The sequence below is a fragment of the Actinomadura rudentiformis genome (genome assembly GCF_008923185.1).
GTDB classification, from domain to species: Bacteria; Actinomycetota; Actinomycetes; order Streptosporangiales; family Streptosporangiaceae; genus Spirillospora; species Spirillospora rudentiformis.
In genome coordinates this window covers 34784-58532 of sequence record NZ_WBMT01000009.1, presented here as the reverse complement: position 1 = coordinate 58532, position 23749 = coordinate 34784, and the positions used below count along the sequence as shown (strand labels likewise).

Sequence of the window (23749 nt, the reverse complement as noted above, 5' to 3'; positions counted from 1 at the left end):
GCGGTGAACCGCTGTCGATCACGACGACCGAGCGGCGGGAGCGGGCGAGCATCAGCGCACCGTTCAGACCCGCGGCGCCCCCACCGATCACCGCCACGTCGACGGTCCCACCGGGCAGTGCGTCACTCGCGTACGGAGCAGTTGTCACAGCCATGGCCTCCTGCCTTTCCTCGTGCACTGGTCCAGATGTTGCGGACCATCTGCATACGACGCTAAGCCCGGCTTGCCGCCAAGGCATACAATGTTGCCCATGACGCAAGAATATGGGGATCTGGACAGCCTCGTACGCAAACGCATCCGTGCCTTGCGGGTAGCGCAGGGCTGGTCTCTGGAGGAGTTGGCCTCCCGCGCCCACCTCAGCCAGTCCTCGCTGAGCCGCATCGAGAACGGCCAGCGCCGCCTCGCACTGGACCAGCTGGTCACCCTCGCCCGCGCCCTGGATACGACGCTGGATCAGCTCGTGGAGACTGCCACCGACGACGTCGTCACAAGCCCGACGATCGACAGCACCCACGGTCGGATGCGCTGGACCATCAAGGCCGACCCCGGGATGAGCGTGGTGCGCCAGCGCATGACCGAACCGCCCCCCGAGAACCCGGCGCGCATGCGTGCGCACCCGGGGCGTGAATGGCTCGTCGTCCTGTCCGGCACCGCGATCCTCATGCTCGGCCACCGCCGCGTCCGACTCGAGACCAACCAAGCCGCCGAATTCCCCACGATGATGCCGCACGCGATCGGCGCCGAGGGTGGGCCCTGCGAGATCCTGGGCATCTTCGACCGCGACGCCCGCCGCGGCCACCAGAGCGACAGCGGCGATGACATCCAGGGCGCTCCCGAATGATCGCGCGGGCCGCGCGTCGGCCCCCACGGCGCGACCTCTTGCGCGTCGGGCAGCACCCCCGACCATCATCTTGCGTAAACAGGGACACTGCGTGCCGCAGGCGCATATCCGTCTTAGCGTGAAGAGCATGAACCACGCACACACGCACACCCCCCACCACGGCGCTTCGCACGGTCACCACCACGAGCAAATGGAGGGCCAGGCGGAGATCCTCGACCTGGACGCCGAAGTACTCGCCGAGCACACCGCCTCCATCACCGCATGGCTGCCGCTGCAGACCGTCCCACACCACATCGTGGACCTGGGCTGCGGCACGGGCGCGGGCACCTTCGCCCTCATCGACCGCTTCCCCGACGCGCACGTCACCGCCGTCGACACCTCCGCCGAACACCTTCAGCGGCTGCGCACCAAGGCATGCACCCTCGGCGTCCAGGAGCGCGTACGCACCGTGCAAGCCGACCTCGACGAAGCCGCCTGGCCCGACCTCGGCTCACCGGACCTGGTCTGGGCATCGGCCTCGATGCACCACATGGCCGACCCCGACCGCGCACTGCGCAGCGTCCACGACACGCTCGCGCCGGGCGGCCTGTTCGCCGTCGTCGAACTGGCCGGCCACCCCCGCTTCCTGCCCGCGGACGCCCCCGCAGAACGGCCCGGCCTGGAAGAGCGCGTCCACGCCGCAGCCGACCGCCGCCAAGCCGAACACATGCCGCACCGCGGCGCCGACTGGGGCCCGATGCTGACCGCCGCCGGATTCACCATCGAGGGCGAACGCACCATCGCCGTGAATCTCGACGGCGCCCGCAGCGAAGCGATCGGCCGCTACGCCACCGGCGTCCTGCAGCGCATCCGCAGCGTCATCGCAGACAGACTCTCCTCCGAGGACCTCACCGCACTCGACCGGCTCCTCGACACCAGCAGCCCGCACAGCATCGCGCGCCGCGACGACCTGACGGTACGCACCGAGCGCACCGTCTGGGCCGCCCGCCGTAATTGACCACGGATGGTTCCTCCCGCCAGGGCGGGCCCGCCGCTGGGCCCCCGGGCGGTGGTTGACGGGGTGACCAACGACCATCGGCCGAGGCACGTTCGCAGGAACCGAGAGGTAGCCCTGCACTTCCGTGTCTGCGCCGGCAGGCCCATCGCCCACGTCGCCGACGAAATGGGCATCTCCCGCACCACAGCCCACACATGGGTCCGCCGCTGGTGAGCCGAAGGCGATCAGGGGCTGCATGACCGCTCCAGTCGCCCCCTGACCACACCACACCGCACCTCCGCCCACATCGAGGACCGCATCTGCGAGCTCCGGCGCGACCGTAAACTCGGTCCCGCACGCATCGGTCCGATCCTGGGCATACCCAGCTCGACGGTCCATCGCGTCCTGACCCGCCACCAGCTGAACCGACTGCGCTGGATGGACCGGCCCACCGGCCAGATCATCCGCCGCTACGAACACGAGCGTCCCGGCGAACTGGTCCACGTCGACATCAAGAAGCTCGGCAACATCCCCGACGGTGGCGGATACCGGATCATGCCCCGCCAACAGGCAACCAGCAACCGGCAGGCCACAAACGACGCCCGCCAGGGGCGGCAGCCCCGCGATCGGCTACAGCTTCGTCCACACAGCCATCGACGATCACTCCCGGCTCGCCTACAGCGAGGTCCTGACCGACGAACGCAAGGAGACCGCCTCCGCATTCTGGCAGCGCGCGAACGCCTTCTTCGCCGCGCACGGCATCACCGTCGAGCGCGTCCTCACAGACAACGGCTCCTGCTACAGATCCCGGCTATTCGCCCAGACTCTCAGCGCCGCCGGGATCACCCATAAGCGCACGCGCCCCTATCGCCCGCAGACGAACGGCAAGGTCGAGCGCCCAAATCGCACCCTGCTCGACGAGTGGGCCTACGTACGCCCGTATTCCAGCAACGCCGAACGCACCAAAGCCCTGGCGGACTTCCTCCACACCTGCAACCACCACCGATGCCACACCGCACTCGATGGTCAACCACCCATCAGTCGCGTCAGCAAACCCTGCGGGTCAATACAGTTAGTCCTGCAGCCTTTCCGTAGCCGCTGCAGCCGTTCCGTTAGCCCTACAGCTGTTCCGTCAACGCGGCAGCTGTCCGTAGCGCTGCAGCCGTTCCGTTGGGGTCTACCAGGCGGAGCCTGTGTCCAGGATTTGGTGGGCGCGGTTTACCAGGACAGGGACGGCATCGCCAATGGTGTCGAAGCCCTCGCCTACGGTCGCGTTCTGTAGGAAGCGGGCGTGGATGCCTTCCAGGATGACGGCGAGCTTGAAGCAGGCGAACGCCACATAGAAGTCGAGCGCGCCCAAGTCGAAACCGGTAAGCGCGGCATAGCGTTCGGCGAACTCGCGCCTTGTGTGGAACCCAGGCGCAGACGTGATGGTGGCGCCGACCGGGAGAGCCTCGGGGTCACCGGCCTCGGCCCAGTACACAAGCGTCAGGCCGAGGTCCGAGAGCGGGTCGCCGAGAGTGGACATCTCCCAGTCGACCACGGCGGCGATCTCAGGGCGCGGCTCCAGGCGGGCGAGGGCGTTGTCCAGTCGGAAGTCGCCATGGACCAGCCGCGCCAGACCATCGGCCGGGAGTCGTTCGGCAAGGCGGGCCGCGAGCCGGTCGTACTCCGGCACCTCATGTGTCGCGCCGCCGGCCCGGATGGCCTCCTGCGAGCTGTCCCACTGCTTGCCCCAACGCTTGAGCTGGCGCGCCATGTATCCGCTTGGCCGCCCGAAGTCGCCCAGCCCGACCGCCTCCACGTCCACCAGGTGGATCGCGGCGAGCGCCTCGGCCAGGCGTTCACTCAGCTGCCCGGCTTGTTCAGGCGTGATGTCGTCGGCGTCCTCGCGTGTACGGAGGACGCGTCCCTCGACGTAGTCCATGAGGTAGAACCGCGCCCCGATGACGTCCTCGTCCTCGCAGAACGCCAGCGTGGTGGGCACGGGGACCGTGCTGCCCGCCCCCAGCGCCGACAGGACCTTGTACTCGCGGCTCATGTCGTGAGCCGTCGGCAGAACGTGCCCGAGCGGAGGCCTCCGCAGCACGATCCTGCGGCCGCCCGACAAGGTGATCCCGTAGGTCAGGTTCGACCGCCCGCCCGCGATCAGATCGATCGCGGTGATCCGTCCGGACCCGGGGAGGGCGTGCGCCAGCCAGTCCGCCAGGCGGGGTACGTCGATGCCGGGGACTCCGGCCGGAAGTTCAGCGTCAACGGTCATGACGCACTATTAGAACGTGACTCGGTCTCACCTGTGAAGAGCACCCCCGGGTTGGGCCTCAGCGGTACAGAACGTAACTCGTCGGCCACTTCCGGCCGCTACCCGGCGTCCACCACGTCTCGTGATCATACTTCCCATCTGGGCGAATACCGTTCATTCTGCGACCATGGCTCAAGGTTCTTGAGGAACCACGATCGCGGAGGTGGATTCAGGCAGCAGGAAGGGTACGCATCTGCATCGACACACGATCAGAAGGACATTTACTGGACGTCGTGTCAGACGGCCGCCGAAACCAGCCCACGGCGGCAGGCTGGACTTGCAGGTCTCGCCGGGCTACGAACAGAGGACTAGACCAATTCGGGGCTAGACCGCCCGATTGGGGGGGACGTACCGTGGCCGACGCATGGCTGCCGGGAGTCGGACGCATGCCGGCGCAGAAGGACGGCGGAGCGTTGAGGGGAGGTGCTCCCCGCGTCTCCTGGTTCAGCAGCGAATCCGACCCGCGTACCGTCTCGGCCCGGTCGGTGGCCGCCGACCTCCTCCGGGAGGGCCGCGCCGCCCACGTGGTGTGGAACCCGTGCTCCGGCGAGATCATCCAGTCGGTGCCGATCACCCGGGCCGCCCCGCTGCTCGGCGATGTGGGCCGGGAAGGGCGAGTGAACGTTCAGATCATGGTGGTCGGCCACGCCCGCGACCCGTTCACCAACACCCTGCTCACCGGCCTCGACCCGATCATGCGATGGCTCGACTCCTGGGGCGTGACCCGCCGCTGGCCCGCCGGCCCGCCGCTCCCGTCCCCCCAGTCGTACCACTCCAGCCGCAGCCGCCGGGACTGGTCCCGCGGCGGCCACTTCGGCGCCTCCCAGGTCCCCGGCGCCAACCGCCCCGACCCGGGCGGCATCGACATCCGCCGCGTCACCGGCCCCGACACGCCGGTCGCCACCATCCCCAGACCCCGCCCCGCCCTCAACCAGGAGAACGCCCGGCCTCCCACACGCCTCCCCCGGCCCGCCGAACTGGTACGAGTCGTGACCGACCCGGCCCACACCCCCGACCCTCCGCGCCCCGTCGACCCGACCCGAGCTCCCGACCCCACCCGCAGCCCAGACCCGGCCCGCCCCGCCGAACCAGCCCGCCGCTGAACGCACGGGCGTCCCACGACAGGCCGCGGAGTTAGGCGCTCGGTCACCAAGCCGACCCGCCACATGCAGGAGGCAGGCCGCCACTCGCCAAGAGGCGAGCTGCCACGTGGCAAGAAGCGAGCCGCAACGTGCCGAGGGCGGAGCCGTCACGTGCCAAGAGGCCAGCCGCCACGCGCGAAGGGGCGGAGCCGCCACGCGCCAAGAAGCGGACCACCACAAACCAAGAGGCGGAGCCGCCACGCGCAAAGAAGCCAGCCGCCACGCGCGAAGGGGCGGAGCCGCCACGCGCCAAGAAGCGAGCCGCCACGCGCCAAAGGGCGGAGCCGCCACACGCCAAGAAGCGAGCCGTCACATGCCAAGGGGCGGAGCCGTCACGTGGCATGACGTGGGCCGCCCCAAGCCAAGGGGCGAGCTGCCCCGCGCAGGAGCCGGATCGTCACGTATAGGAAGCGGACGGTCGCGTGCAGGAGGTAAGCCACTGCCTACCACGAGGCGGGCAGTCGCGTGTTAGGGGACGGGGCCGCCGCGTGCCACGGGGAGCTATCGCGTGTCAGGGGCAGGCTTGTGCGTGTCATGGGGCGGCGGCGAGGGCTCGGATCAGGGTGCAGGCGGTTTTGAGGTCGGTCAGGTTGGCGGCGGAGCCATACCCGATCACCAGGCCGAAGACGGTCGGGGTGCCGGCGTGGTGGCGTTCGAGGGTGTCGAGCAGGACGCCGCGTTCGGCTGCCTCCGCGACGATGCGATCGGTCTCCCCGGCGGGCAGTTCGACGACGAGGTGCAGGCCGGCGGTATCACCGCGCAGGCGCAGGCCGTGCAGGGCTTCGGCGACGACCGCCCGGCGGCGCGCGTACTCGGCCCTCATGCGGCGTACGTACCGTTCCAGATCACCGCGTTCGAGAAGGAGACGCAGGGCCTCCTGGGGGACGGCGGCCGTGCGGTCGTTGAAATCGGCCCGCCGGCGGGCGACCGCCTCCACGAGATCGGGACGGGCGACCAGCCAGCCGACCCCGACGTCCGAGGTGAGGATCTTGGACGTGGTGCCGAGGTAGACGACCACGTCCGGGTCCAGCCCGTACAGCGCGGGCAGCGGCGCGACGTCGTACCGGAACTCCCCGTCGTAGTCGTCCTCCGCGATCAGCGCGCCGGTGCGGCGAGCCCAGGACAGCAGTGCCTGGCGGCGCGGCACCGGCAACACGCCACCCAGCGGGTATTGGTGGGACGGCGTCGTGTAGACCAGGCGCAGATCATCCGGGAGGTCCTCGACGATCAGGCCGTGCTCGTCGACCGGACAGGGCACCAGTTCGGCGCCACGGGCGGTGAGCACCGAGCGGGCCTTGCCGTAGCCGGGGTCCTCCATCCCGACGCGGTCGCCCGGCCGCAGGATCGTGGCCGCCAGCAGGTCCAGTCCATTGGTCGAACCTCGCGTGATCAGCAGCCGTTCAGGAGCGCACGCCACACCGCGGCTCCGGCGCACATAGTCGGCAAGGAGGGCGCGCAAGCCAGGCAGCCCGTGCGGATCGGGGCGGGCGGCGGGCGCCACCATGGCGGCCAGCCGCCAGGCGCGACGCCACGCGGGCGTGTCGAGACCACCGATCCAGGCGACTCCGGGGCGCAGGTCGATCATTCCGCGCCGCCCCGCGCTCTCCGGGGTCTCGGGTCCCTGGATCTCGGAGATCGGATGAGGTGGCTGAGCGGCACTGATCTCGGTGACGTAGGTGCCTGATCCGTGCCGGCCCTCAAGCCAGCCTTCGGCGTACAACTGCTCGTACGCCTCGGTCACGACGGTCCGGCTGACGCCGAGCACACTGGCCATCGACCGGCTGGAGGGCAGGCGCTCGCCCGCAGCGAGGCGCCCTTCCCTCATGGCGGCGCGGAGTTGGCCGGTGAGCTGCGCGGTCAGCGGCTCCTCGGCGGAACGGTCCACCGTGAGCGGCAGATCGAGCGTCGTCAAGTGGTCTCCCGATATCTTCACCAAGTGGCCCTACTGGCCAGGCCACTCGCCCTCTAGCGTAGGGCCCCATGAACGCGACACCACTGTCCTCCACCGACCGCACCCGCCTCGGACGCCTGAGCGAACGCGGGCTCACCGACCGCGCAAGCCTGTACGAGGTGCTCGACGGCGGCCTGATCTGCCATCTCGGTGTCGTGGTGAACGGCTCGCCCCGCGTGATCCCGACGGGGTACGGGCGGGACGGCGACACCCTCTACATCCATGGCTCGACCGGCGCCCGGAGCCTGATCGCCGGCCGGGACCAGGAGATCTGCGTGACCATCACGCATCTGGACGGGCTCGTCCTGGCCCGCTCTATGTTCCACCACTCCATGAACTACCGAAGCGCGATCATCTACGGCACGCCAAGGCCGGTCACGGATCCGGACGAAAAGCTCGCGGCCCTCCGGGCGGTCTCCGAGCAGCTGGCCCCCGGCCAGTGGGACGTGGTCCGGCAGCCCACGCGCAAGGAACTCGCGGCCACCACCGTTCTGGCCCTTTCCCTGGAGGAAGCCTCGGTCAAGGTCCGGAACGCACCGCCCTCCGACGACGATGAGGACTACGCCCTGGACGTCTGGGCCGGTGTCGTCCCAGTCCACCAGGTGTTCGGCACCCCCATCCCCGACCCAAACCTCCGCCCCGGCATCCCCGTCCCGCCCCACGTGACAGACCGCCCCAACCCCACCCATGCCACCCCCTGAACCAACCCCCCAACCAACCCACATCCCCACCCACCGCCACCTGCCCGACCGGCACCTCCAGCCCGATCGGCACCCTGCCCCACCGGCACCCCGCCCGACCGTCACCCAGCCCGCCAGCACCCCTAGCCCGAACGCCATCCCAGCCCGGCCGGCACCTCCAGCCCGATCGGCACCCCCTGCCCGAACGCCACCCAGCCCGGCCGGCACCCCGGCCCGGCCGGCACCCCGGCCCGGCCGGCACCCCAGCCCGGCCGCCACACATGCCCCAGCGGCATGGTGCAGATGAGGGCGCGGAGATGACTGTCGGAAGCGGCCAGGTGAGGACGTGGCCGGGGTGTACTCATCGCCTGGTGGTTCGCACATACTCAGGTAATGAGCGGTCAGTCCCCACCGGGCTGGTACCGCGACCCGTACGGCACGCCGGGTCTGTTGCGGTACTGGAATGGCGCCCAGTGGACCCAGGCCTCCCAGCCCACTGACGCGTGGGAGGCTCCCCGCAGCCCCACCACCCCGCAGCCTTGGGCCGCTCCACAACCTCGCCCCTGGTCGACTCCCCAGCCCTGGCAACCACCCCCGCCGGCGAGGCAGGGGAGCAACAAGGGCCTGCTGTGGGGGCTGATCGGCGGCGGCGCCCTTCTGGTCGTTCTGATCTTGGTGGTAGGGATCGTGGTGGGGGTGATGGAGGGCGAGACCTCGCCTACGTCCACGCCCACCACGCGGTCGGCGGCGCGGTCGCCGGTGACCGGGGAGATCAACGACGATCAGGCCGGGTTGAGTCTCGTACGGCTCGGTGGCGACTGGTCGTGGGAACAACTCGGCCCCGACGCCGGATTCAGAAACATGTACGGCTTCACGTGGGCCGAACTCGCCGTCGTTCAGGAGAAGTACGACGGGACTCAGAGCTACTACGCCAACGCCTATACGGGCCGCCTGCCGAGCTCCATCACGTACAACGGCACTCAGGACCTGGCGAGCGCGACGACCACCCTGGCCAAGACCATCGAGGCCGAGCCGGAGCCACGCGGCGCGTATCCCTCCCATACGCGCCACGACCTCGAATCCCGCGCGCACACTGTCGGCGGCAACTCCGCCTGGTACCTGCGGTTCCGGCTGGACTTCCCGCAGGCGCGGTCCCGAGGCTGGAACTTCCGCAGCGAGACCGCCGTGATGATCGTTATCGACCGGGGGGCCGGAAACCGCCCCAGCACGGTTTTCATCTCCGTCCCCGACAGCCATTCGAACGGAGGCGACCTCGACCTGCTGGTCAACTCGATCAAAGCTCGATGACCCGCGGAGTCGTTCATGGTCGTAGGGTGAAACCCATGAACGAGCGGCTCGTATGGATTGACTGTGAAATGACCGGGCTCGACCTGCGTAATGACGCGTTGATCGAGATAGCCGCGCTGGTAACCGACAGTGAGCTCACCATCCTCGACGAGGGCGTCGACGTGGTGATCAAGCCGCCGCAGGAGGCCCTCGCACAGATGTCCAAGGTGGTGCGCGACATGCACACCACCTCTGGCCTGCTCGACGTGCTCTCCGGCGGCGTGACGCTCGCGGAGGCCGAGGACACCGTCCTGCGCTATATCCGCAAGCACGTCCGCGACGCCAAGAAGGCCCCGCTCTGCGGCAACTCGATCGCCACCGACCGCTCCTTCCTGGCTCGAGACATGCCCGCCCTGGACTCCCACCTGCACTACCGCATGGTCGACGTGTCCAGCATCAAGGAACTCGCCCGGCGCTGGTACCCCCGGGTCTACTTCGCCAGCCCCGAGAAGAAGGGCGGCCACCGGGCGCTCGCCGACATCACGGAGAGCATCCAGGAGCTCCGCTACTACCGCGCCGCCGTCTTCGTGCCCCAGCCCGGTCCCGACTCCGACACCGCACGGACCCTGGCCGCCGAGATCGTCGCCTCGTCCCAGAGTGCCCCGTAAAGGGAGTGGCCACGCACCCTTCGAGAGGCGCTACACTCTTGTGAAGCCGAGGAGTGATCCCCGGCCTTGGTGGGTGTAGCTCAGCTGGCAGAGCACTTGGTTGTGGTCCAAGATGTCGGGGGTTCAAGTCCCCTCACTCACCCCAGGCTAGAAACAGAAAAGGCCCTGGTCATCGCGAAGATGACCAGGGCCTCTCTGTTGCATGCGTCAGGCTCCCACAACGGCATGTCCGATTCTGGGAGCGATTTGGGAGTGATCTTGCTTTCAGAGCGCCCTGTGTTCAGCCAGCAGAGCGTCCAGGATCGGCACCCCGGAAGTCGGCGCCATCCGAGCCCGCTCCGCTAGAGCGTCCTCCCAGAGGCGCTGTAGCGCCGTAAGGAGGGCAACACGCATCTCCGGTGTGGGGTGGGCGTAGGTGCCCCGCATGCCAGGCACCTCGTGGCCCATCCGCTCGGACTGGAGGACGTAGGGGATGCCCGCGTTGTCCATCCACGGCTGGTGACCGTGGCGGAGCCCGTGAGGCGTCAGGCCGTGACGGAGCGGCAGCCAGCATGCCAGGGGCACGTCTTCGGCCGGCGGCTTCTGCGAGCCGGGGCATTCCAGAGACCCCGTTCTGTGCCTGATAAGAGTGCCGTCGAGCCTCAGGAGCTGCGTTCGTCGGCAGTCCGAGCACCGTCCGCGGTCCTCCCCGCTGACCAGCCGGGCGGACCCGCGGCCGGTCGGCGGGGAGAACGGCTCGCCAGGAACGGCCGGTGGCCAGGGCGGCACGGGCCTGCCCGGCCAGCAGGCCCCGGCGTCCACGAGCACCGGCATCGCCGGCCTGGCGGCGCGTTTCGGGTACCAGCCGTCAGCGGCCGGGCGGATCACCCGATCGCTGTAGTTGGATCTCCGGAAGTGCGCGCCTTTCGGGCTGAGGAAGAGATACCGGCCGCTCCTGCACCATGGATCTTCCGTCCCCCGGCAGGTGCAGGATCGGGAAGTTGTGAGCTGGCGGGCAAGTAGGTCGTCCAGGAATGGTGGGACGTCGAGGGTTCGTATGGACCCGTCCTTGGGACGGCCCCGGTAGAACCGGCCGTTCAGCTCGTACAGCTTCCAGTGGATGTCGAGTTCGCCATCGCGGACGCATTCAGGAGGCAGCCCCAGCAGTTCGCTCCACCGGGCAGCCGTGAACGCGGCCGTGACGATCATCACGAAGTCTGTGTCCGAGCTGGTAAGCAATGCGCACCGTTCGGCGAGCAACAGCGCTTGGAGCGGAGTCGCCCAAGCCTTCTGGGTGCGTTCTGCTTCGGCGATACGTCGCTGTCCTTTGCGCCCTTTGCCTCGCCGGCGGGCTGCCGGGTTGGTCTTGATGTAGCGCGGGATCGCGTCGTTCAGCATGTTGGTGAGCGTGGAGCGGGCTTCTCGCGCCGTTCGTTTCCCGACCGGTCGGCGCTTCTCCCAGATGGCGATCTCTTCTCGTTCCAGCGAGTGCAGCTCGCGCTCGCCGAACGCCGGGAGGATGTGCACCTCGATGTAGTACCGGTAGTTGTCGAGGGTGTTGGGTTCCAGGTCCAGCGCCGGAAACCAGAGGTTCGCCCACTCGTTCACCGTGATCTTCCCCGCGTGCGGGTCTACGTAGGTGTTGTTCCGAATGGCGGCCTCCTGGTCACGCCCATAGTTCTCGGCGTCCGTCTTGGTCTGAAACCCTGACTTAGATTCCAGGCGTCCGTCTGGCCCGAACCACCGAGCCCGCCAGAGCTTCCCGCGCTTCTCGGCGTACGCCAATCTGATCTCCCTTCGTTGGGTGCTGATTCCCGTGCGCCAGTTGCCTAGGCGCTGGCCTTGGGGCGCGGGCGCAGCGGGGTAAAACCATCCGGCCGCTTCCTGGCGTCGGCTCGCGAACGCTGGCGCCGGCGGGTGATTGGGGTTGGGGGCGGCGGCAGGGTGCCCTGTTCGTTCATCGCCACAATCTCCGCCAGGTGCGTATCGGTGAACCGGTATGCACCGCTGAGCATGGTGAACGGGATCTGGCGGGCGGCGGCGCGCCGCTCCAACCAGCTCACCTTCACGCGGAGGATCGCGGCGGCCTCTTCCTTCGTGTAGACCTTCAGCCCGTCACGGACCTGATCAGACATGGGGCCTCCATACGCAAACGGAAGCGGCCCCGACCGCGCTGGTTGCGCTTCCGGGGCCGCATGGTCAGCGGTGGGTGGGTGCTGCTGTGCGGGAGGGGCTGAAACATCTCCGCATCCCCGCAACGCCGCACTTGTGGCTCTGACCTGCGGTGATGTGTGCGGAGATGGGTTCGGTGGGGCTCGGTCCATCTCCGCAGTTGGGGGATCATCTCCGCACCAGGTGCGGAGATGCGGAGATGGACACTTGGCCTCTGGCTGTATCTCCGCAGTTGTTTGTGCAGGTCGGTGGCGGGTTTGCGGAGATGCGGCGTTGCGGAGATGTTTCAGCGCTTTTCGGGCCGGGTCAACCATGGCGCTCCCCCTCGTGGCGTTCGACCCAGAACACGTTGCGGTCGCCGCGGTGATTCTTGGCCGAGCGGATGACGTAGTCGCCGCGCCACCGGCCGACCTGGCCGGTGAGCAGGCGGCCGAGGGCGAGCACGTTGGGCGGCCGGCCGGTATGGGTGGTGATGAACTGCCCTTCCCACCGGTCGTCTTCGTCGAAGCCGATCCGATCGGGCTCGCCAGAGGCGCGTAGTTCAGCGGCGGTCATGTGCTGGTCACCGTGCAGGTGGTGCCAACTGGCCAGGAACGCGCGCCAGCGAGTCTCGTCTTCGTCGATGCCGCGGACGTCAGCGGCATTGGTCAGGAACCCGTCGATGCCGTGGTGGGCCAGGAATCCGCCCAGGGCTTGGGCCCACGGGGTGAATTGCCGCATGGCCATCGTGTCGGCGCGCGGGGCGCCTTGCCGGGTCCAGTCGAGTACCAGGACCAGTAGGTGCCACAGCACTGTGAGCTGGTTGGTCGGGGCGGTGATCCATTGGTCCAGATGGGGGATGCCGAAGCGGCTTTGGTCGCGTTGTTCGGGGCGGGGCATGTTGGGGTCCAGGTGCACGCGGACGGTGCGCGAGGCCATGTCTCCCCCGACCTGAAGGTTGTTGCCGGTGGCCATCCACAACCGGTCGTTGACGGTGGCGATGTTGCGTGACGCGCCCAACTGCCGGTCCGACCACACGCCAGCGGTCACCAGCAGCGCCAGGGTGGCCGAGTCGATGACGGTGCCCTCGGCCAAGTTGTCCCACACCACCACCCCAACCTGTTCGGCCAAAACGGCGGTGATGCTCTTGCGCAACTCCTCTTCGGTGTAGGCCCAGGGGATGACGCGCTGGCCGTAGAGCATGCCGGGCCCACCGGTCAGGATGGACTTGCCGGAGGCGGGCATGGTCGCGTCGATCAACGCGAACGGGGTCAGCGACCGGGTGAAGTGCCGGAGGATCGGGGTGACCAGCAACGCGATGTAGTTCGCCCGATCGGCCTTGCCAGCCCACGGGAAGTCGCGCAGGAACCGGTTCAGCAGGAAGTCCCGCGCGGTGTGCACCTGCTCTGGCGTGGGCTGGTCTGGGACCGGCGGCAGATCGACCTTGGACGCCAGGTACAGGCCGGTGGCCGGATCGTAGCCGGGGCGCTGGAGCAGGGTGCCGTCACGGCGGAGCACCGGCGCGCCGATCACCCCGCGCAGCGGCAGCAGGCCGGGCCAGGTCTTGCCCGCCAGCACCGAGGACAGGATGTCGCGGGGCGGGGTGATCTCTTCCTCGAAGTGCTCCATTCCGCCGTTGCCGTTCTTGCGGGACCGCATCCGGTAGACGTAGGTGTGTTCGGCCAGGAGACCGGCGAGGGTGGCGGGGGTGATCGGGCTGGCGGTGACCGGCAGTGGTGAGTCTTCGTCGGCGGCCGGGCTGGTCTGCCCGCCCGACACGGTTTCCATGTAGACCAGGGATCCGGCCGAGACGTAGGTGTCGGGCAGGGTGTTGTCGGCCAGGGCGGCTTTGAGGACTCGGATGGTTTCGGGGCCGGAACCGGCTTGAAGGCGCGGTGGATTGGTCATGCGGGCACCTTCCGGGAACGGTTGGCACCGGCACGAAATCCTGACCGGATGGTGCGGAGCGCGGCCATCTCGACCTGGCCGGTGCCGGTAGCGGCGTTCAACAGCAGTTCTTCGGTGGCGGCGGCGTCCAGTGCGCCGCCGGCCACGAGTTGGCCGAGGGCGACCGCGGCGCCGTACAGGGTGGTGTTGCGGCGGCCCTTGGGCGCGGCGGCGATCGCGTCCAGGCTGGCGGTGATCGCGGTGTCCAGGTAGGCGCCGCGGCGCCCCGGAGCCAGGTCCACCACCACGGGGCGCTGCTCGGGGAGTGGGGCGGGGCGGAGTCGTTCGGCCAGCCAGCCCGGCAGCGGCGCCGGGTCGGGGGTGTGGACCGGGGTGTAGGGGCCGGTGCCGTCTGGCAGGTCCACGAAGCTGCCCGGGGCGACGACGTATCCGCCGTCGCCGCGGGTGTCGATTTTCCAGCCCAGTCCGTTGCCCTGCTCGTCGCTGGTGTTGGTCAGCCGGATGTGCTCGGGGGCGGTGTAGTAGAGATGGAACCCGCCGCGGCGGGTGCGGACCTGGAAGGTCTCCAGCGGCGTCGCCTGACCGGCTTCGGAGCACACCAGGGCGAACACGTCGGCGCCGTCGTTGACGCCGGGGACCGCCCACCGACCGGACGGATGCTCTCCGGGCTTGGGCACGTCGAGGTCGATCACCACCAGGCGGGACGGGCCGCATGCGATGCCGATGTTGTAAGGGCGACGCGCCCAGATCCGCCGGATCGTGGCGGGGTCACAGGTGGCCGTGCGCTTCCAGGGCAGACCCTTGGGCGGCACCTTGTCACCGGGAGCCAGCGGGAACACGTGCCAGCCACGGGCCGCAGCGGCCAGCGCATAGCGGACCAGCAGGCCAGAATGTGGTGGTTCGGGGTTGGTCATGCTGCGCTTCCCTCATCCGGCATGGGTAGGGGCGAACAGGTCGTTCTGGTAGCTGCGGGCGGTAAGGCTGGTCAGCAGACGGGCGCGCCATCCGGTGGCGTAGGTGAGGCAGTTCGCGCAGTTCTTGCAGTCGCAGCAGCCCGCTAGAAGCGGGAGGCGGTGGGGCCTCCATACGTAACCACCACCGCCATTCGTTGCGAGGTGGTCGTTCGGGTCATTCATCTATGTCTCCATTCACGTAGCTGCGGAAGGAGCGAACGCCTGCTGGCCGCAGCGGTGTCGGATAGGTTCGGCGGCGGTACCGCGCGGATTCGAACAACGCGAGCAGGGCGTTCCCGGGAGCGGTAGGAGGTTTCTCGTGATCCCACGCATCGATCTCCAGGTCGATCCGTCGTTCCCCAACGGCGTGCCCATGGGACTGCCGCCGGAGGATGAAATCAGCGAGGAGGGCTACGGGTTCTTTCGCAGCGTGTGGGATATCAGCGGCGCCAGCCACGATGACGCCCTCGCCGTGATCGCGGAGGAGCGGCACCTGGCCGACCTGGTGGACCAGGTGACCACGACGCCGGAGGAGTTCGAAGCCGTAGCCACCGCGATTGAGGACGGGGCGCCCGGTGCTCTGCCGTCCGGTTTCGCGGCCAAGTACGGTGACGGCGAGATCCTGGAAATCGTCGGGGACGGTGACAGGGACGAAGGCGTCCTTGCCGGTCTGGAAATCGGAGTGGCGGGGCTGTCCTACGCGCTCTCGTCCGTCGGCTGCTTTCCTGCGGCGAGCTGCCGAAGCCATTCATCTGACCGCACGTGGTCGGAGCGACCAGTCGTCTTCTTCGCCGCAGAACGCGCAACCGTCCACTGGCTCACGCCGATGGTCCGTGACAGCGGCTGCGGGTTCGGCGACGGAAGCGATCGCGGCAAGCTGCTGCTCGTGGAAGCGCCGTCCATCAGCAATCTCATGGACCTGGCGAACCGGATCGTCACGACCACCGAACGTCAGTCGTTCAACCGCTGACGAGCGCTGCCAGCACCGCAGCGGCAGCCAACTCCAGCCCGCCGTAGCCCGAGCGCAGCGAACCGAGGATGAGCGGTTCGGTCGCGTTCATGCGGCGCCCCAGTACCGTCCGTCGCGCCGGTTCAGCAACCCGGGGGCGGTCACGCGGCGCCTCTTCCGTCGGCCGGTCGGGCGGTCAGGCGGTCCAGCAGCGAGGCCAGTGCGGCGGCTCCTTGTTGGGGGACGACGCCGTTGCCCAGGGCTCGGAGTTGGGCGTTGCGTGCGGTGGCCGGGGTGATTCTGGCGCCTCGTTTGCGGGCGTTTTCGGCGTAGGCGGTCCAGATGGCGGGGTCGGTGACGTGGCCTGGTGGCAGGCCCATGAGCCATTCGACGAACAGCGGGCTCAGTCGGGGTCGGCCGTGTCGTCCAGGCTCAGTTGGCGCGGGTGCGGGGCGTCCGAGGATGCGGGTCCATCGGTCGATCGCGGGCCCGTAGTCGCCCCAGTCGATGGGGTCAGCGTCTTGGCCACGCCCGGCAGCAGCAGCCGGCCGTGGTTGTTGCGGTCGTTGCCGTGGGCGTTGGTCGCGGTGGGGGTCGGCAGCAGCCTGGACACCGCCGAGGACAGCATCAGGTCCCCGGCCGATCCGCGCTGGTTCGGGCCGCCCTTGGTCCCGTCGGTCGCCCAGGGCGTGGGCAGCAGCGATACCACCGTCCGCAGGTCCGGGCCGCCGTCCCCGTGCGTCCCCGGGCCGTTGGTGTCGCTGGTGCGTGGGGTGGGCAGCAACGCCACCGCGTTGGGGAGTTGGCCGGGGTAGCCGTGCCCCTTCCAGTCGCGTGCGGTCGGTGTCGGCGGGCCAGGCCAGGAAGATGAGCCGGGATCGGGGGTGCGCAGCACCGACCACCGAAGCGCGAAGAGTGATCCATTCCGCATCGAACCCGAGGCCGGCAAGGTCGGCGAGGACGTCGGCAAACCCAAGTCGAAGGTGATGTTCGACGTTCTCAAAGATCGCGAGGCGGGGTCGTAGAACGCGAAGGGCGGTCGCGATGTGCGGCCACAGGTGGCGGGCATCGGCGGTTCCTTTCCGGCGGCCGGCAACGCTGAAGGGCTGGCAGGGGTAGCCGCCGCACAGCACATCGATCGGCGCGACCGCAGACCAGTCCACGGCGGTGATGTCCCCGAGGTTGGGCACGCCCGGGTGGTGGTGGGCCAGGATCGCGGCGGCACCGGGATCGGGGTCGGCGACCCATACCGGCTCGACGTCCAGGACGGCGGCGACCGCCATGTCCAGGCCGCCGTAGCCGGTGCACATTGAGCCCATCGACAGCGCGGTCATGCGGCCTCCGATCCGCTGCCACGCTCGGGCATGCCGTCCCAGGTACGGCCGTCCAGCACCCGCCCGGCGGCCTTCTTGCCGACGCGCCAAACCGCTTCCCAGCCGCCGCCCACGGGGACGTCACCGGGGTCGCACGTGTGGCCGGTGAAGGCGTTGACGTACAGGTCCGGAGCGCGGTCGGGGCCGTTGAGCTGCCAGGTGTAGGCGCCGTGCTGTTTGTGGAAGTAGGCCACCCCGCCAGCGCGGCATTGGTCACGCAGCGACCGGAACCATCCCGGATGCGCCGGCCGGGCCCGCGGGCCGGACTCACCGCCGGTGATGACCCAGTCGATCGCGGGCCGGTGCGGGTGGCAGGTGCAGCGGCACCGCTCGCGCGCGGGAATCTGGGGGCGTTTGAGCCATGCCGTCAGGTCCACGGGCCCCAGCAGTGGTTCGGCCGACAGGAACCGCACGGCCGCGGGGGTGTCCAGCAGTGCGGGGACGCGGATGTCGGCCCATTGCTGGTTCTCCACGCTCACGCCCAGCCACACATTCGGCAGCGGCCAGCCCGCGCGGACGGTCGTGCGGTAGGTGCTGATCGCCAGTTTGTAGGCGGTGAGCGCGAAGTCGTGGGAGGTCAGCAGGGCCCGCATCCGGGCATGCCGTTTGGTAAGCACCTGAAAGGTGTGCTGCGGGGCGGCGATCATGACGGCGAACACGGACGCGATGTACTCGTCCGGGACGCCGTCGTGGAACAGGTCGGACATGGAGTTGACGAACACCCGCCGCGGCGCCCGCCACCCCAACGGCTGGGCGAGCCGGGCGGGCCGCATCCTCAGGTCGAATCCGTCCTTGAAGTGGTGGCCAGGAATCCCGCGCCAGCGTTCGGCGAACGTCTCGGCATAGCAGTTGGTGCACCCAGCGCTGACCTTGGTGCACCCGGTGACCGGGTTCCAGGTGGCATCCGTCCACTCGATCTGGCTGCGATTACTCACCGGAGAGGTCTCCTCTTGTGGTGGCGCCGCCCCCACCAGCTCTGGTGAGGGCGGCTTCAGCGCACGTCTTGTGACAGGGGCGGCCGGTCTCGTCGCGATAGAACGCCCCGTGTCCGCAGTGCACGCACGGCAGGCGCCGACCGCCGCCCCAGTGCGCGGCGGCGCGCCAGTTCAGAACGCCGGGCCGGGCAGTCACGCGGCGCGACGCGTCGTGTGCCTCCGCGGTGGAACGCGACGCCTCACCGTCAAAGGGGGCGGTCATGCGCCGCCGTCCTGCGGGTCACGGCGGGTGGTCGGCCAGACCGGCGCCCACTCCGACAGGTCCTCGTTGCCAGGCGTGATGACGATGCCCTCGGGGGTCAGCACGAATTCGTGGTCCTGCGGGCAGGTCCACAGGTCTCCGCGGTGGTCGGGGGCGATGGCGGCCCAACAGGTGTCAGTGCTGTTGCAGTACGGGCAGTCGGGGCCGTCAAGGACGGGCCAGTGGGTGATCGGGGTGGTCCAGTCGGCGGGGCAGGCGCGGCAGTGCCAGAGGTTGACCGTGCCGCCGTCGATCCGGTCGGCGGGGCCGATGAACACCACTCCGGTGGTGGCCTGGCAGGTGGGGCAGTCGGGCGGTTGAAGTACCGGCCACTGATCGACCGGCGGGAAGATGTCAGCCATGACGGGGTCCCTCCATGAGGGTGGACAGAACAAAGCCCGGGAGCCGGTCGGCCGGTCCCGGGCAGCGGTGTGGCGGGTGTTAACGGTGGCGGCGGTCGGGGGTGCGGGCGCCGGGGCGGGTTTCGCGACGGGTGCCGCCACAGCGGTGGCAGATCCGCATGGAGCCGGTGAAGATGCCGCCGCGCTGGAGGCCGGTGCCGTTGCAGGCGCGGCAGGTGCGCAGCGGGTGCAGGTGGATCGAAATGGCGTAGCCGATGGCGTAGATGGCCACGGCGAGGATCAGCAGCAGACCCAGCCCGCCCCCGTCGCCGTGCTCGCGCGGCGCGGGCGAGGGCGGCGGGGATGGCTGCACAGTGAGGGTGGTCGTGGGGATGGGTGAGGGCAGCATGGTTGCTCCCGTTTGACGTGTCGATCGCACGCGGGGTTGGTGAAGACCGGGAGGTTTTGCGGGGGCGCACTCACAGAGTGTGAGGACCCTGGACTGTGCCAACCGAACCGTGCCAACCTGTGCCGCGCGGGTCCGTGTCCACGCGCGTGCGCGTAAGGGCGGCGGTGGCACAGTTACTGGCACAGTTGGGTTGGCACAGTTGCTGGCACAGTTCGGACCCCGCCCGTTGTCACTCCGTGTGATCTTCGGGGTCGTGCTCGGGAAGGTAGTAGCGGGAGGCGGGACCTCCCTTGCCCGCCCGCACGATGGTGCCGTTCTCCACCAGCGCGCCCAGGATCCGCGATGCGGTGCGCATGGGCTTGTTGAGAAGTTTGGCCAACTCGTCGCGGCGGGCACCCTTGGCCCCGCGCTCTCGCAGGCAGCGCAGCACTGATTCGGTGGTCGAGTCCGGCACCGTGGTCTCAGCGAGCTCGCGCTTGGCGGCGTTCAGTTCCTCCAGCGCCGTGGGGTGTTCGGGCGGTTGGACGGTTTCGGCGATGAACTCATCCAGCCGGTCCACCAGACCCTTGACCGCTTCCTCCACCGCGGCGTCGTCGGCGGGGTCGAACCCCCATCCCTGATCGCCACCACCGCGCCGACCACCGCCGGTGTCGGCCGTGGCGTCGGATGCCCGGTTGGGGCCAGCCGGACGGCCGTGGCCTGTCTCACGGTGCCCGGTGCGGCCTTCGGCGTCCTGGCCGGGGCCGGTGGGCGGGTCGCTCTGCTGCCGGGTGGGCCGCTGGGCGGTGGTGGCGGGGATGGGGTGGCGGTCGGTGTAGCCGGGGAGGCTTTCGGCGATGTGCGGTTCCAGGTGTGCGTCGGCGGGGCCGTAGGCGGCGGCCAGCGCCTGGACGGTTTTGGGGTCGTACAGGGCGCGGGTGCGGCCGGCCTGCCAGGCGCCGCCCTGGCGGACCAGCAGGATGACGCCTTGGGCGTCGCCGCCGTAGGTGGACATGTCGGGGCAGCCGGTGACCTCCCAGTCCGGCAGGGCCTTGGCCATCTCCTTGGTGTTGGCGACACGGCCAACGATGGTGGTGTAGGCGTTGGCCTTGCCTTCCTTGGAACCGGTGTGCTGGACCACATCACGCTGCTTGGCGGTGATCAGCACCACCCCCAGCGACCGACCCCGCTTGTGAATCTTGTCCAGAACGGGCTTGATATCGGCGGCGACGGCCGAGTGGAACCCGGTCGCGGTGTCCTGCTCATCCACGATCACCTGCACCACCGGTGAGGCGGCCGAGGGAACCAGGGTGCCCCCGGCCAGATCGATCGCGCGCTCATCCAGCAGCGCATCGATCCACTCGAAGATCTCCAGGGCCTTGTCCTCCTCCCCGACCCCGGCGTAGTCGTGCAGGTGCTCACGCCACAGGGTGGGGATGACGCCCTTGCCCAGATCGATCGCCACGGTCAGCACGTCGCGGCACTCGGCGCCCTGCTGGACGATGTTGGACAGCGTGTTGGACTTGCCGCCACCGTTGGAACCGACGATGTCCACATGCCGGGCGCCGCCCTCGTCGAACACCACAAGGGTGAGGTCGTCCCCGGTCTCGGGGTCGGTGCCGAGGGTGTAGGGGCCGTCCAGGATCGACCGCTGCCCCTTGCCGGCCGCGGCGGTCGCCGCGGGGACCGGGGTGCCGTCGCCGGCGACGACGGCGGGGTGCGGCACGATGTTCGACCACAGGTCCACCAGCTGGATGATGATCCAGGCGATCCGGGCGTTTTTGCGGTGGGTGCGGATGCGGACCTGATCGGCGCCGATGCCGTAGCAGCGGGCGATCTGCTCGGCCAGGTCGCCGCGTTCCAGCCGGGACGCGGACGGGCCTTGCACTCCGAGGTCGATTTTGAATTTGACGCCGGTGCGGGTGCGTTCGGTGCGCAGCAGTCGCGAGCCCTCCAGCCCGGCCAGGCCGGCGATGGTTTCCCACTTGGCTTGGGCTTCGGCGAACCGGCGGCGTTCTTTGAGGACGTCGGACCAGGTGTAGGCCGACCATGCCGTGGTGGCGGTGAGGGTGTAGCCCAGCAGGGTGGGCAGGTTGGTGACGCCGGTGGCGGAAGCGGTAGCAAGCCAGGCCGGGATTCCGGCAGCGATGGCGGCGATGGCGCCGGAGTAGCGGGGCGAGCCGTGGGTCTTGTAGGTGGCCACCCACGCGGCCAGCGCGGCCGGCGGCGCGAACGCCCCCAACAACAGCGCATCACCGGCGGCGTACTCGTACGCAAGGTGACCGGAGGGGTACAGGGCGGCCAGGCCGGTGCCCAGGCCGCGAGTATCGGGCGAGGCCAGCACCCAGCGCACATAGCCCCGCGCCGCAGCGCGAGCGACCGGGCCCATCACCGGGCGCCGTGGCGCCGCGTGCTGGTCCATGACGGCCGGGTACAGCGGGTCGAACATCTCTGTATCGGTGTAGCCGCGGCGGCGGCCCCCGAAGCGACCGCGCCCCGGGGAACGGCGCTGCGGACGCCCGAAGCCAGGACGGGCGGGACGACGAATCATGCGAGCGAACTCCTTGCAGGTGGGGACGCGCAAACGGCCGTGCCGCCACACCCCCGGTGGTGGGGCGGCGGCACGGCCGTTGCACGGGAACAGGCAGGCGGGCGGTGGTCAGGCGGCGCGGCGGCGGGGGGTGCCGATGATGCGGATGCCGCGGGCCGCGATGGTGCGGGCGTCTTCGAAGTAGTCGGCGAAGTTGGTCGCCGCGGTGCGGGCGGCGTGTTCGGCGTCGGTCAGGTTGTCGGCCAGGTGCTCGAACTGGAGCACGATCCCGGGCGGCATGCCGCGGCGGGTCAGTTCGTCGGTGTAGTCGTCGACGGCATCGGCCAGCCCGCCCATCAGGGTGGCGATCGCCAGGCTGGTGGCGATGAACTCGCCGTCTGAGTCGGGGGCGTCGAATTCGACGGTGTAGCGGCCGGGACGCCGGCCGCGGGGACGCGGAAGCATCCTCGGTTCTTTCCTCTCGGGTTGGGCTGCGGGGTGAGGGGTTATTCGGGGTCGTCGCCGGTGAACTCGATCCCGGCAGCGGCGATCTCGCGGGCCTCGGCGAACCAGTTCTCAAACAGCACCGTGGCCAGCGCCGTGCACGCGGCCCCGTCCACCAGCCCGTCATGCACACGCTCCAACGGGCCGGTGACGATCGAGGGCAGGCGGCGGATCATCAGTTCGTCGTTCCAGTCCTCCACCGCCACCCCGATCCCCCGCAGCATCTGCTGCAAGTCAGCGCAGGCGTCCAGGAACTCCACATCGGTGCCGGGCGCCTCCAGATTCAGCGGCACAGCCACCCGCATCCGGGCCTGCGCCCGGCGCCTGCCGCCCTGCCGGGCCGGCGAACCACCCCGGCCCTGCCTCCGGCCACCGGCCGCCCGCCGTGACGGGGTACGCGCGGCCGAACTAGCGGAGCGGGCCGAGCCAGGCGGCATCGGAATCGGCGTGTTCGGGGCAGAGGGATCGGACCCGGGCGGCAGCGGCAGCGGGGACCCGCCGCGCGGCAACGCGGCGGGTGTCGAACCGCCCGGCAGCGGTGGCGCGTCGTTCGGGCGCTTGCCGCCTGCGTCGGCGGCACCGGTTTCGTCCTTGCCGGTGGCGGGCGAGGAACGGTTGCGTCGGCGAAAGAAGGTCACCGTACGGTCCTCGTTCCTACGGCGTTGCCACCGCGATGCCGCGCCGTTGCGAACTGCCTGGCCGCGCCGCTTGACGCGCGGGGCCGTGCGTCGCACGGTGCTGCCGATCGCCCGGCCACCCAGGTCGGCCAGCGCGTCCCCGAGCATCGATTCCTCGGTGTGCGGAGCGCCAGCGGAGTTCCATGCCTTGACCAGCAGTGAGTGTTGCCGGGCGCGGGGGCGAGGGTGGCGGGCGGCGCGGGACTTGCGCATGGCGTGCGCGCCCCCGACGAACGCGGCCGACCCCAGAAACAGCAGCTCGATCACCGGTCGGCCTCCTCAGCGGTACCGGTGCCCAGGTGGGATGGCACATCGTGCCCACCGGGGCGGACGTGATCGGCGGGCGGGGCGGGGCGGCGGGCCTCGGTGATCGACACGGCCACCATGAGCAGCAACCACAGTGACCACTGCCCGGCCGCGGCCCACCACAGCGGCAACCCCAGCAGCACGTTGGCCACGCCGGGGCCGGCCAGCAGGAACGCCAGCGCGCCGAGGGTGGGCCGGTTGGCCCACAGCCGGGCCAGCACGGCTCGTACGCGTCGGGGCCGGGGGTGGGTGGTCATGCGAACCACCCGTCGATCGAGTTGGACAGCGAGTTCAGCCCGGCCACCAGCTTGACCCCGATCGGGGTGGAGGCGGCCAGCAGACCCCACGAGCACAGCGCGAACAGCATCACGTAGGAGACCTGACGGGCCCAGATCATGAAGATCAGCCCGCCGGTCAGCAGGGCCAAAAGAATCATGGGAACACTTCCCTTCGATCAAGGACATCGGGACATCGGCGGTCCGTACCGCCGACCCCGCCCACACCCGCCACACCCGCGGCACGCCCCGTACAGTGCGGGCCTTACGGGGCAGGTGCGGGTGTGGGCGAGATCCGAGACACGGACCGGCGCCGGGTCCCGTACGGGACC

The 23749-nt window shown here is 69.6% G+C and carries 25 protein-coding genes, 1 tRNA gene and 2 pseudogenes; 9 read left to right on the top strand and 19 right to left on the bottom strand.

The window, feature by feature from the left end; all coding sequences use genetic code 11:
- The first annotated feature begins 250 nt into the window (after window positions 1-250).
- From F8566_RS19825 to F8566_RS19815, 3 genes and pseudogenes are all read left to right on the top strand, one after another.
- Complete coding sequence (locus tag F8566_RS19825) at window positions 251-841, top strand: helix-turn-helix domain-containing protein (protein WP_225993343.1); 591 nt, start codon at window positions 251-253, stop codon at window positions 839-841.
- A gap of 127 nt (window positions 842-968) precedes the next feature.
- Window positions 969-1838: a class I SAM-dependent methyltransferase gene (locus tag F8566_RS19820; protein ID WP_151561945.1), complete on the top strand. Its 870-nt coding sequence runs from the start codon at window positions 969-971 to the stop codon at window positions 1836-1838.
- Between the two features lie 114 nt (window positions 1839-1952).
- Window positions 1953-2893: pseudogene (locus F8566_RS19815) on the top strand (IS481 family transposase).
- A gap of 101 nt (window positions 2894-2994) precedes the next feature.
- On the opposite strand, the gene F8566_RS19810 reads toward F8566_RS19815, so the two are convergent.
- The gene (locus F8566_RS19810; protein ID WP_151561943.1) at window positions 2995-4080 is read right to left on the bottom strand and encodes a phosphotransferase family protein; all 1086 of its coding nucleotides are present in this window, start codon (window positions 4078-4080) and stop codon (window positions 2995-2997) included.
- A gap of 425 nt (window positions 4081-4505) precedes the next feature.
- On the opposite strand from F8566_RS19810, the gene F8566_RS19805 reads away from it, so the two are divergent.
- A complete protein-coding gene (locus F8566_RS19805) occupies window positions 4506-5222 on the top strand; it encodes a hypothetical protein (protein ID WP_225993342.1) in 717 nt (238 codons plus the stop codon).
- A gap of 571 nt (window positions 5223-5793) precedes the next feature.
- Here the strand turns inward: F8566_RS19805 and pdxR are convergent.
- Complete coding sequence (pdxR, locus tag F8566_RS19800) at window positions 5794-7173, bottom strand: MocR-like pyridoxine biosynthesis transcription factor PdxR (RefSeq protein WP_225993341.1); 1380 nt, start codon at window positions 7171-7173, stop codon at window positions 5794-5796.
- A 68-nt stretch (window positions 7174-7241) separates the two neighbouring features.
- Here pdxR and F8566_RS19795 point away from each other — a divergent pair, with 68 nt between their 5' ends.
- Entirely contained in the window at window positions 7242-7913 is a 672-nt protein-coding gene (locus F8566_RS19795) for a pyridoxamine 5'-phosphate oxidase family protein (protein ID WP_151561942.1), read from the top strand.
- A gap of 122 nt (window positions 7914-8035) precedes the next feature.
- Here the strand turns inward: F8566_RS19795 and F8566_RS49945 are convergent, their stop codons facing one another.
- Window positions 8036-8257: a hypothetical protein gene (locus F8566_RS49945; RefSeq protein ID WP_192809761.1), complete on the bottom strand. Its 222-nt coding sequence runs from the start codon at window positions 8255-8257 to the stop codon at window positions 8036-8038.
- Between the two features lie 28 nt (window positions 8258-8285).
- Here F8566_RS49945 and F8566_RS19790 point away from each other — a divergent pair, with 28 nt between their 5' ends.
- From F8566_RS19790 to F8566_RS19780, 3 genes are all read left to right on the top strand, one after another.
- Entirely contained in the window at window positions 8286-9200 is a 915-nt protein-coding gene (locus tag F8566_RS19790) for a DUF2510 domain-containing protein (protein WP_151561940.1), read from the top strand.
- 35 nt (window positions 9201-9235) lie between these two features.
- Window positions 9236-9847, top strand: a complete 612-nt coding sequence (gene orn, locus F8566_RS19785; RefSeq protein WP_151561939.1) for an oligoribonuclease — start codon at window positions 9236-9238, stop codon at window positions 9845-9847.
- A gap of 69 nt (window positions 9848-9916) precedes the next feature.
- Window positions 9917-9992: transfer RNA gene (locus tag F8566_RS19780), tRNA-His, on the top strand.
- A 119-nt stretch (window positions 9993-10111) separates the two neighbouring features.
- Here F8566_RS19780 and F8566_RS19775 read toward each other — a convergent pair.
- From F8566_RS19775 to F8566_RS19760, 5 genes are all read right to left on the bottom strand, one after another.
- Window positions 10112-11434: a tyrosine-type recombinase/integrase gene (locus F8566_RS19775; RefSeq protein ID WP_192809760.1), complete on the bottom strand. Its 1323-nt coding sequence runs from the start codon at window positions 11432-11434 to the stop codon at window positions 10112-10114.
- A 221-nt stretch (window positions 11435-11655) separates the two neighbouring features.
- Window positions 11656-11961: a MerR family transcriptional regulator gene (locus F8566_RS49940; RefSeq protein ID WP_192809759.1), complete on the bottom strand. Its 306-nt coding sequence runs from the start codon at window positions 11959-11961 to the stop codon at window positions 11656-11658.
- Window positions 11962-12304: 343 nt separating this feature from the next.
- Complete coding sequence (locus tag F8566_RS19770; RefSeq protein ID WP_151561934.1) at window positions 12305-13885, bottom strand: hypothetical protein; 1581 nt, start codon at window positions 13883-13885, stop codon at window positions 12305-12307.
- Window positions 13882-14799 carry a bifunctional DNA primase/polymerase gene (locus F8566_RS19765; protein WP_151561932.1) on the bottom strand — a complete coding sequence of 306 codons (918 nt, stop codon included), beginning with the start codon at window positions 14797-14799 and terminating at the stop codon, window positions 13882-13884. The genes F8566_RS19770 and F8566_RS19765 overlap by 4 nt, the downstream gene beginning before the upstream one ends.
- Before the next feature lie 12 nt (window positions 14800-14811).
- Window positions 14812-15021: a hypothetical protein gene (locus F8566_RS19760; protein WP_151561930.1), complete on the bottom strand. Its 210-nt coding sequence runs from the start codon at window positions 15019-15021 to the stop codon at window positions 14812-14814.
- A 190-nt stretch (window positions 15022-15211) separates the two neighbouring features.
- On the opposite strand from F8566_RS19760, the gene F8566_RS19755 reads away from it, so the two are divergent.
- Window positions 15212-15808 (top strand): hypothetical protein, encoded by a 597-nt coding sequence (locus F8566_RS19755; protein ID WP_151561928.1) that lies wholly within the window; start codon window positions 15212-15214, stop codon window positions 15806-15808.
- Between the two features lie 140 nt (window positions 15809-15948).
- Here the strand turns inward: F8566_RS19755 and F8566_RS51340 are convergent, their stop codons facing one another.
- The 11 genes and pseudogenes from F8566_RS51340 to F8566_RS19705 all read right to left on the bottom strand — a co-directional run bounded on the left by F8566_RS51340 (window position 15949) and on the right by F8566_RS19705 (window position 23578).
- Complete coding sequence (locus F8566_RS51340) at window positions 15949-16167, bottom strand: hypothetical protein (RefSeq protein WP_225993377.1); 219 nt, start codon at window positions 16165-16167, stop codon at window positions 15949-15951.
- 23 nt (window positions 16168-16190) lie between these two features.
- On the bottom strand, window positions 16191-16682 hold the full coding sequence (locus tag F8566_RS51335; protein ID WP_225993376.1) for a hypothetical protein: 492 nt from the start codon (window positions 16680-16682) through the stop codon (window positions 16191-16193).
- 1 nt (window position 16683) lies between these two features.
- Window positions 16684-17070, bottom strand: a pseudogene (locus tag F8566_RS53005) (DNA cytosine methyltransferase); the annotation flags it as partial.
- A gap of 47 nt (window positions 17071-17117) precedes the next feature.
- Window positions 17118-18095 (bottom strand): DUF5131 family protein, encoded by a 978-nt coding sequence (locus tag F8566_RS19745; RefSeq protein WP_151561924.1) that lies wholly within the window; start codon window positions 18093-18095, stop codon window positions 17118-17120.
- Between the two features lie 258 nt (window positions 18096-18353).
- Window positions 18354-18758, bottom strand: a complete 405-nt coding sequence (locus tag F8566_RS19735; protein ID WP_151561923.1) for a hypothetical protein — start codon at window positions 18756-18758, stop codon at window positions 18354-18356.
- A 79-nt stretch (window positions 18759-18837) separates the two neighbouring features.
- Entirely contained in the window at window positions 18838-19146 is a 309-nt protein-coding gene (locus tag F8566_RS19730) for a hypothetical protein (protein ID WP_151561921.1), read from the bottom strand.
- 229 nt (window positions 19147-19375) lie between these two features.
- Window positions 19376-21676, bottom strand: a complete 2301-nt coding sequence (locus F8566_RS19725) for a hypothetical protein (protein WP_151561919.1) — start codon at window positions 21674-21676, stop codon at window positions 19376-19378.
- A 108-nt stretch (window positions 21677-21784) separates the two neighbouring features.
- Window positions 21785-22120, bottom strand: a complete 336-nt coding sequence (locus tag F8566_RS19720; protein WP_151561916.1) for a hypothetical protein — start codon at window positions 22118-22120, stop codon at window positions 21785-21787.
- Window positions 22121-22161: 41 nt separating this feature from the next.
- Window positions 22162-23103: a hypothetical protein gene (locus tag F8566_RS19715; RefSeq protein ID WP_151561914.1), complete on the bottom strand. Its 942-nt coding sequence runs from the start codon at window positions 23101-23103 to the stop codon at window positions 22162-22164.
- Window positions 23100-23399 (bottom strand): hypothetical protein, encoded by a 300-nt coding sequence (locus F8566_RS19710; RefSeq protein WP_151561912.1) that lies wholly within the window; start codon window positions 23397-23399, stop codon window positions 23100-23102. Before F8566_RS19710 ends, F8566_RS19715 begins: the two co-directional genes overlap by 4 nt.
- Window positions 23396-23578 (bottom strand): hypothetical protein, encoded by a 183-nt coding sequence (locus F8566_RS19705; RefSeq protein ID WP_151561910.1) that lies wholly within the window; start codon window positions 23576-23578, stop codon window positions 23396-23398. The genes F8566_RS19710 and F8566_RS19705 overlap by 4 nt, the downstream gene beginning before the upstream one ends.
- Between the last annotated feature and the right edge of the window lie 171 nt (window positions 23579-23749).

Bases quoted from the DNA above. Each gene is read 5' to 3' on its own strand.
- F8566_RS19825 (WP_225993343.1), top strand. From the start codon at position 251: ATGACGCAAGAATATGGGGATCTGGACAGCCTCGTACGCAAACGCATC.
- F8566_RS19820 (WP_151561945.1), top strand. From the start codon at position 969: ATGAACCACGCACACACGCACACCCCCCACCACGGCGCTTCGCACGGT.
- F8566_RS19810 (WP_151561943.1), bottom strand. From the start codon at position 4,080: ATGACCGTTGACGCTGAACTTCCGGCCGGAGTCCCCGGCATCGACGTA.
- F8566_RS19805 (WP_225993342.1), top strand. From the start codon at position 4,506: ATGCCGGCGCAGAAGGACGGCGGAGCGTTGAGGGGAGGTGCTCCCCGC.
- F8566_RS19795 (WP_151561942.1), top strand. From the start codon at position 7,242: ATGAACGCGACACCACTGTCCTCCACCGACCGCACCCGCCTCGGACGC.
- F8566_RS49945 (WP_192809761.1), bottom strand. From the start codon at position 8,257: ATGAGTACACCCCGGCCACGTCCTCACCTGGCCGCTTCCGACAGTCAT.
- F8566_RS19790 (WP_151561940.1), top strand. From the start codon at position 8,286: ATGAGCGGTCAGTCCCCACCGGGCTGGTACCGCGACCCGTACGGCACG.
- orn (WP_151561939.1), top strand. From the start codon at position 9,236: ATGAACGAGCGGCTCGTATGGATTGACTGTGAAATGACCGGGCTCGAC.
- F8566_RS49940 (WP_192809759.1), bottom strand. From the start codon at position 11,961: ATGTCTGATCAGGTCCGTGACGGGCTGAAGGTCTACACGAAGGAAGAG.
- F8566_RS19770 (WP_151561934.1), bottom strand. From the start codon at position 13,885: ATGACCAATCCACCGCGCCTTCAAGCCGGTTCCGGCCCCGAAACCATC.
- F8566_RS19765 (WP_151561932.1), bottom strand. From the start codon at position 14,799: ATGACCAACCCCGAACCACCACATTCTGGCCTGCTGGTCCGCTATGCG.
- F8566_RS19760 (WP_151561930.1), bottom strand. From the start codon at position 15,021: ATGAATGACCCGAACGACCACCTCGCAACGAATGGCGGTGGTGGTTAC.
- F8566_RS19755 (WP_151561928.1), top strand. From the start codon at position 15,212: ATGGGACTGCCGCCGGAGGATGAAATCAGCGAGGAGGGCTACGGGTTC.
- F8566_RS51340 (WP_225993377.1), bottom strand. From the start codon at position 16,167: ATGGGCCTGCCACCAGGCCACGTCACCGACCCCGCCATCTGGACCGCC.
- F8566_RS19735 (WP_151561923.1), bottom strand. From the start codon at position 18,758: ATGGCTGACATCTTCCCGCCGGTCGATCAGTGGCCGGTACTTCAACCG.
- F8566_RS19730 (WP_151561921.1), bottom strand. From the start codon at position 19,146: ATGCTGCCCTCACCCATCCCCACGACCACCCTCACTGTGCAGCCATCC.
- F8566_RS19725 (WP_151561919.1), bottom strand. From the start codon at position 21,676: ATGATTCGTCGTCCCGCCCGTCCTGGCTTCGGGCGTCCGCAGCGCCGT.
- F8566_RS19720 (WP_151561916.1), bottom strand. From the start codon at position 22,120: ATGCTTCCGCGTCCCCGCGGCCGGCGTCCCGGCCGCTACACCGTCGAA.
- F8566_RS19710 (WP_151561912.1), bottom strand. From the start codon at position 23,399: ATGACCACCCACCCCCGGCCCCGACGCGTACGAGCCGTGCTGGCCCGG.
- F8566_RS19705 (WP_151561910.1), bottom strand. From the start codon at position 23,578: ATGATTCTTTTGGCCCTGCTGACCGGCGGGCTGATCTTCATGATCTGG.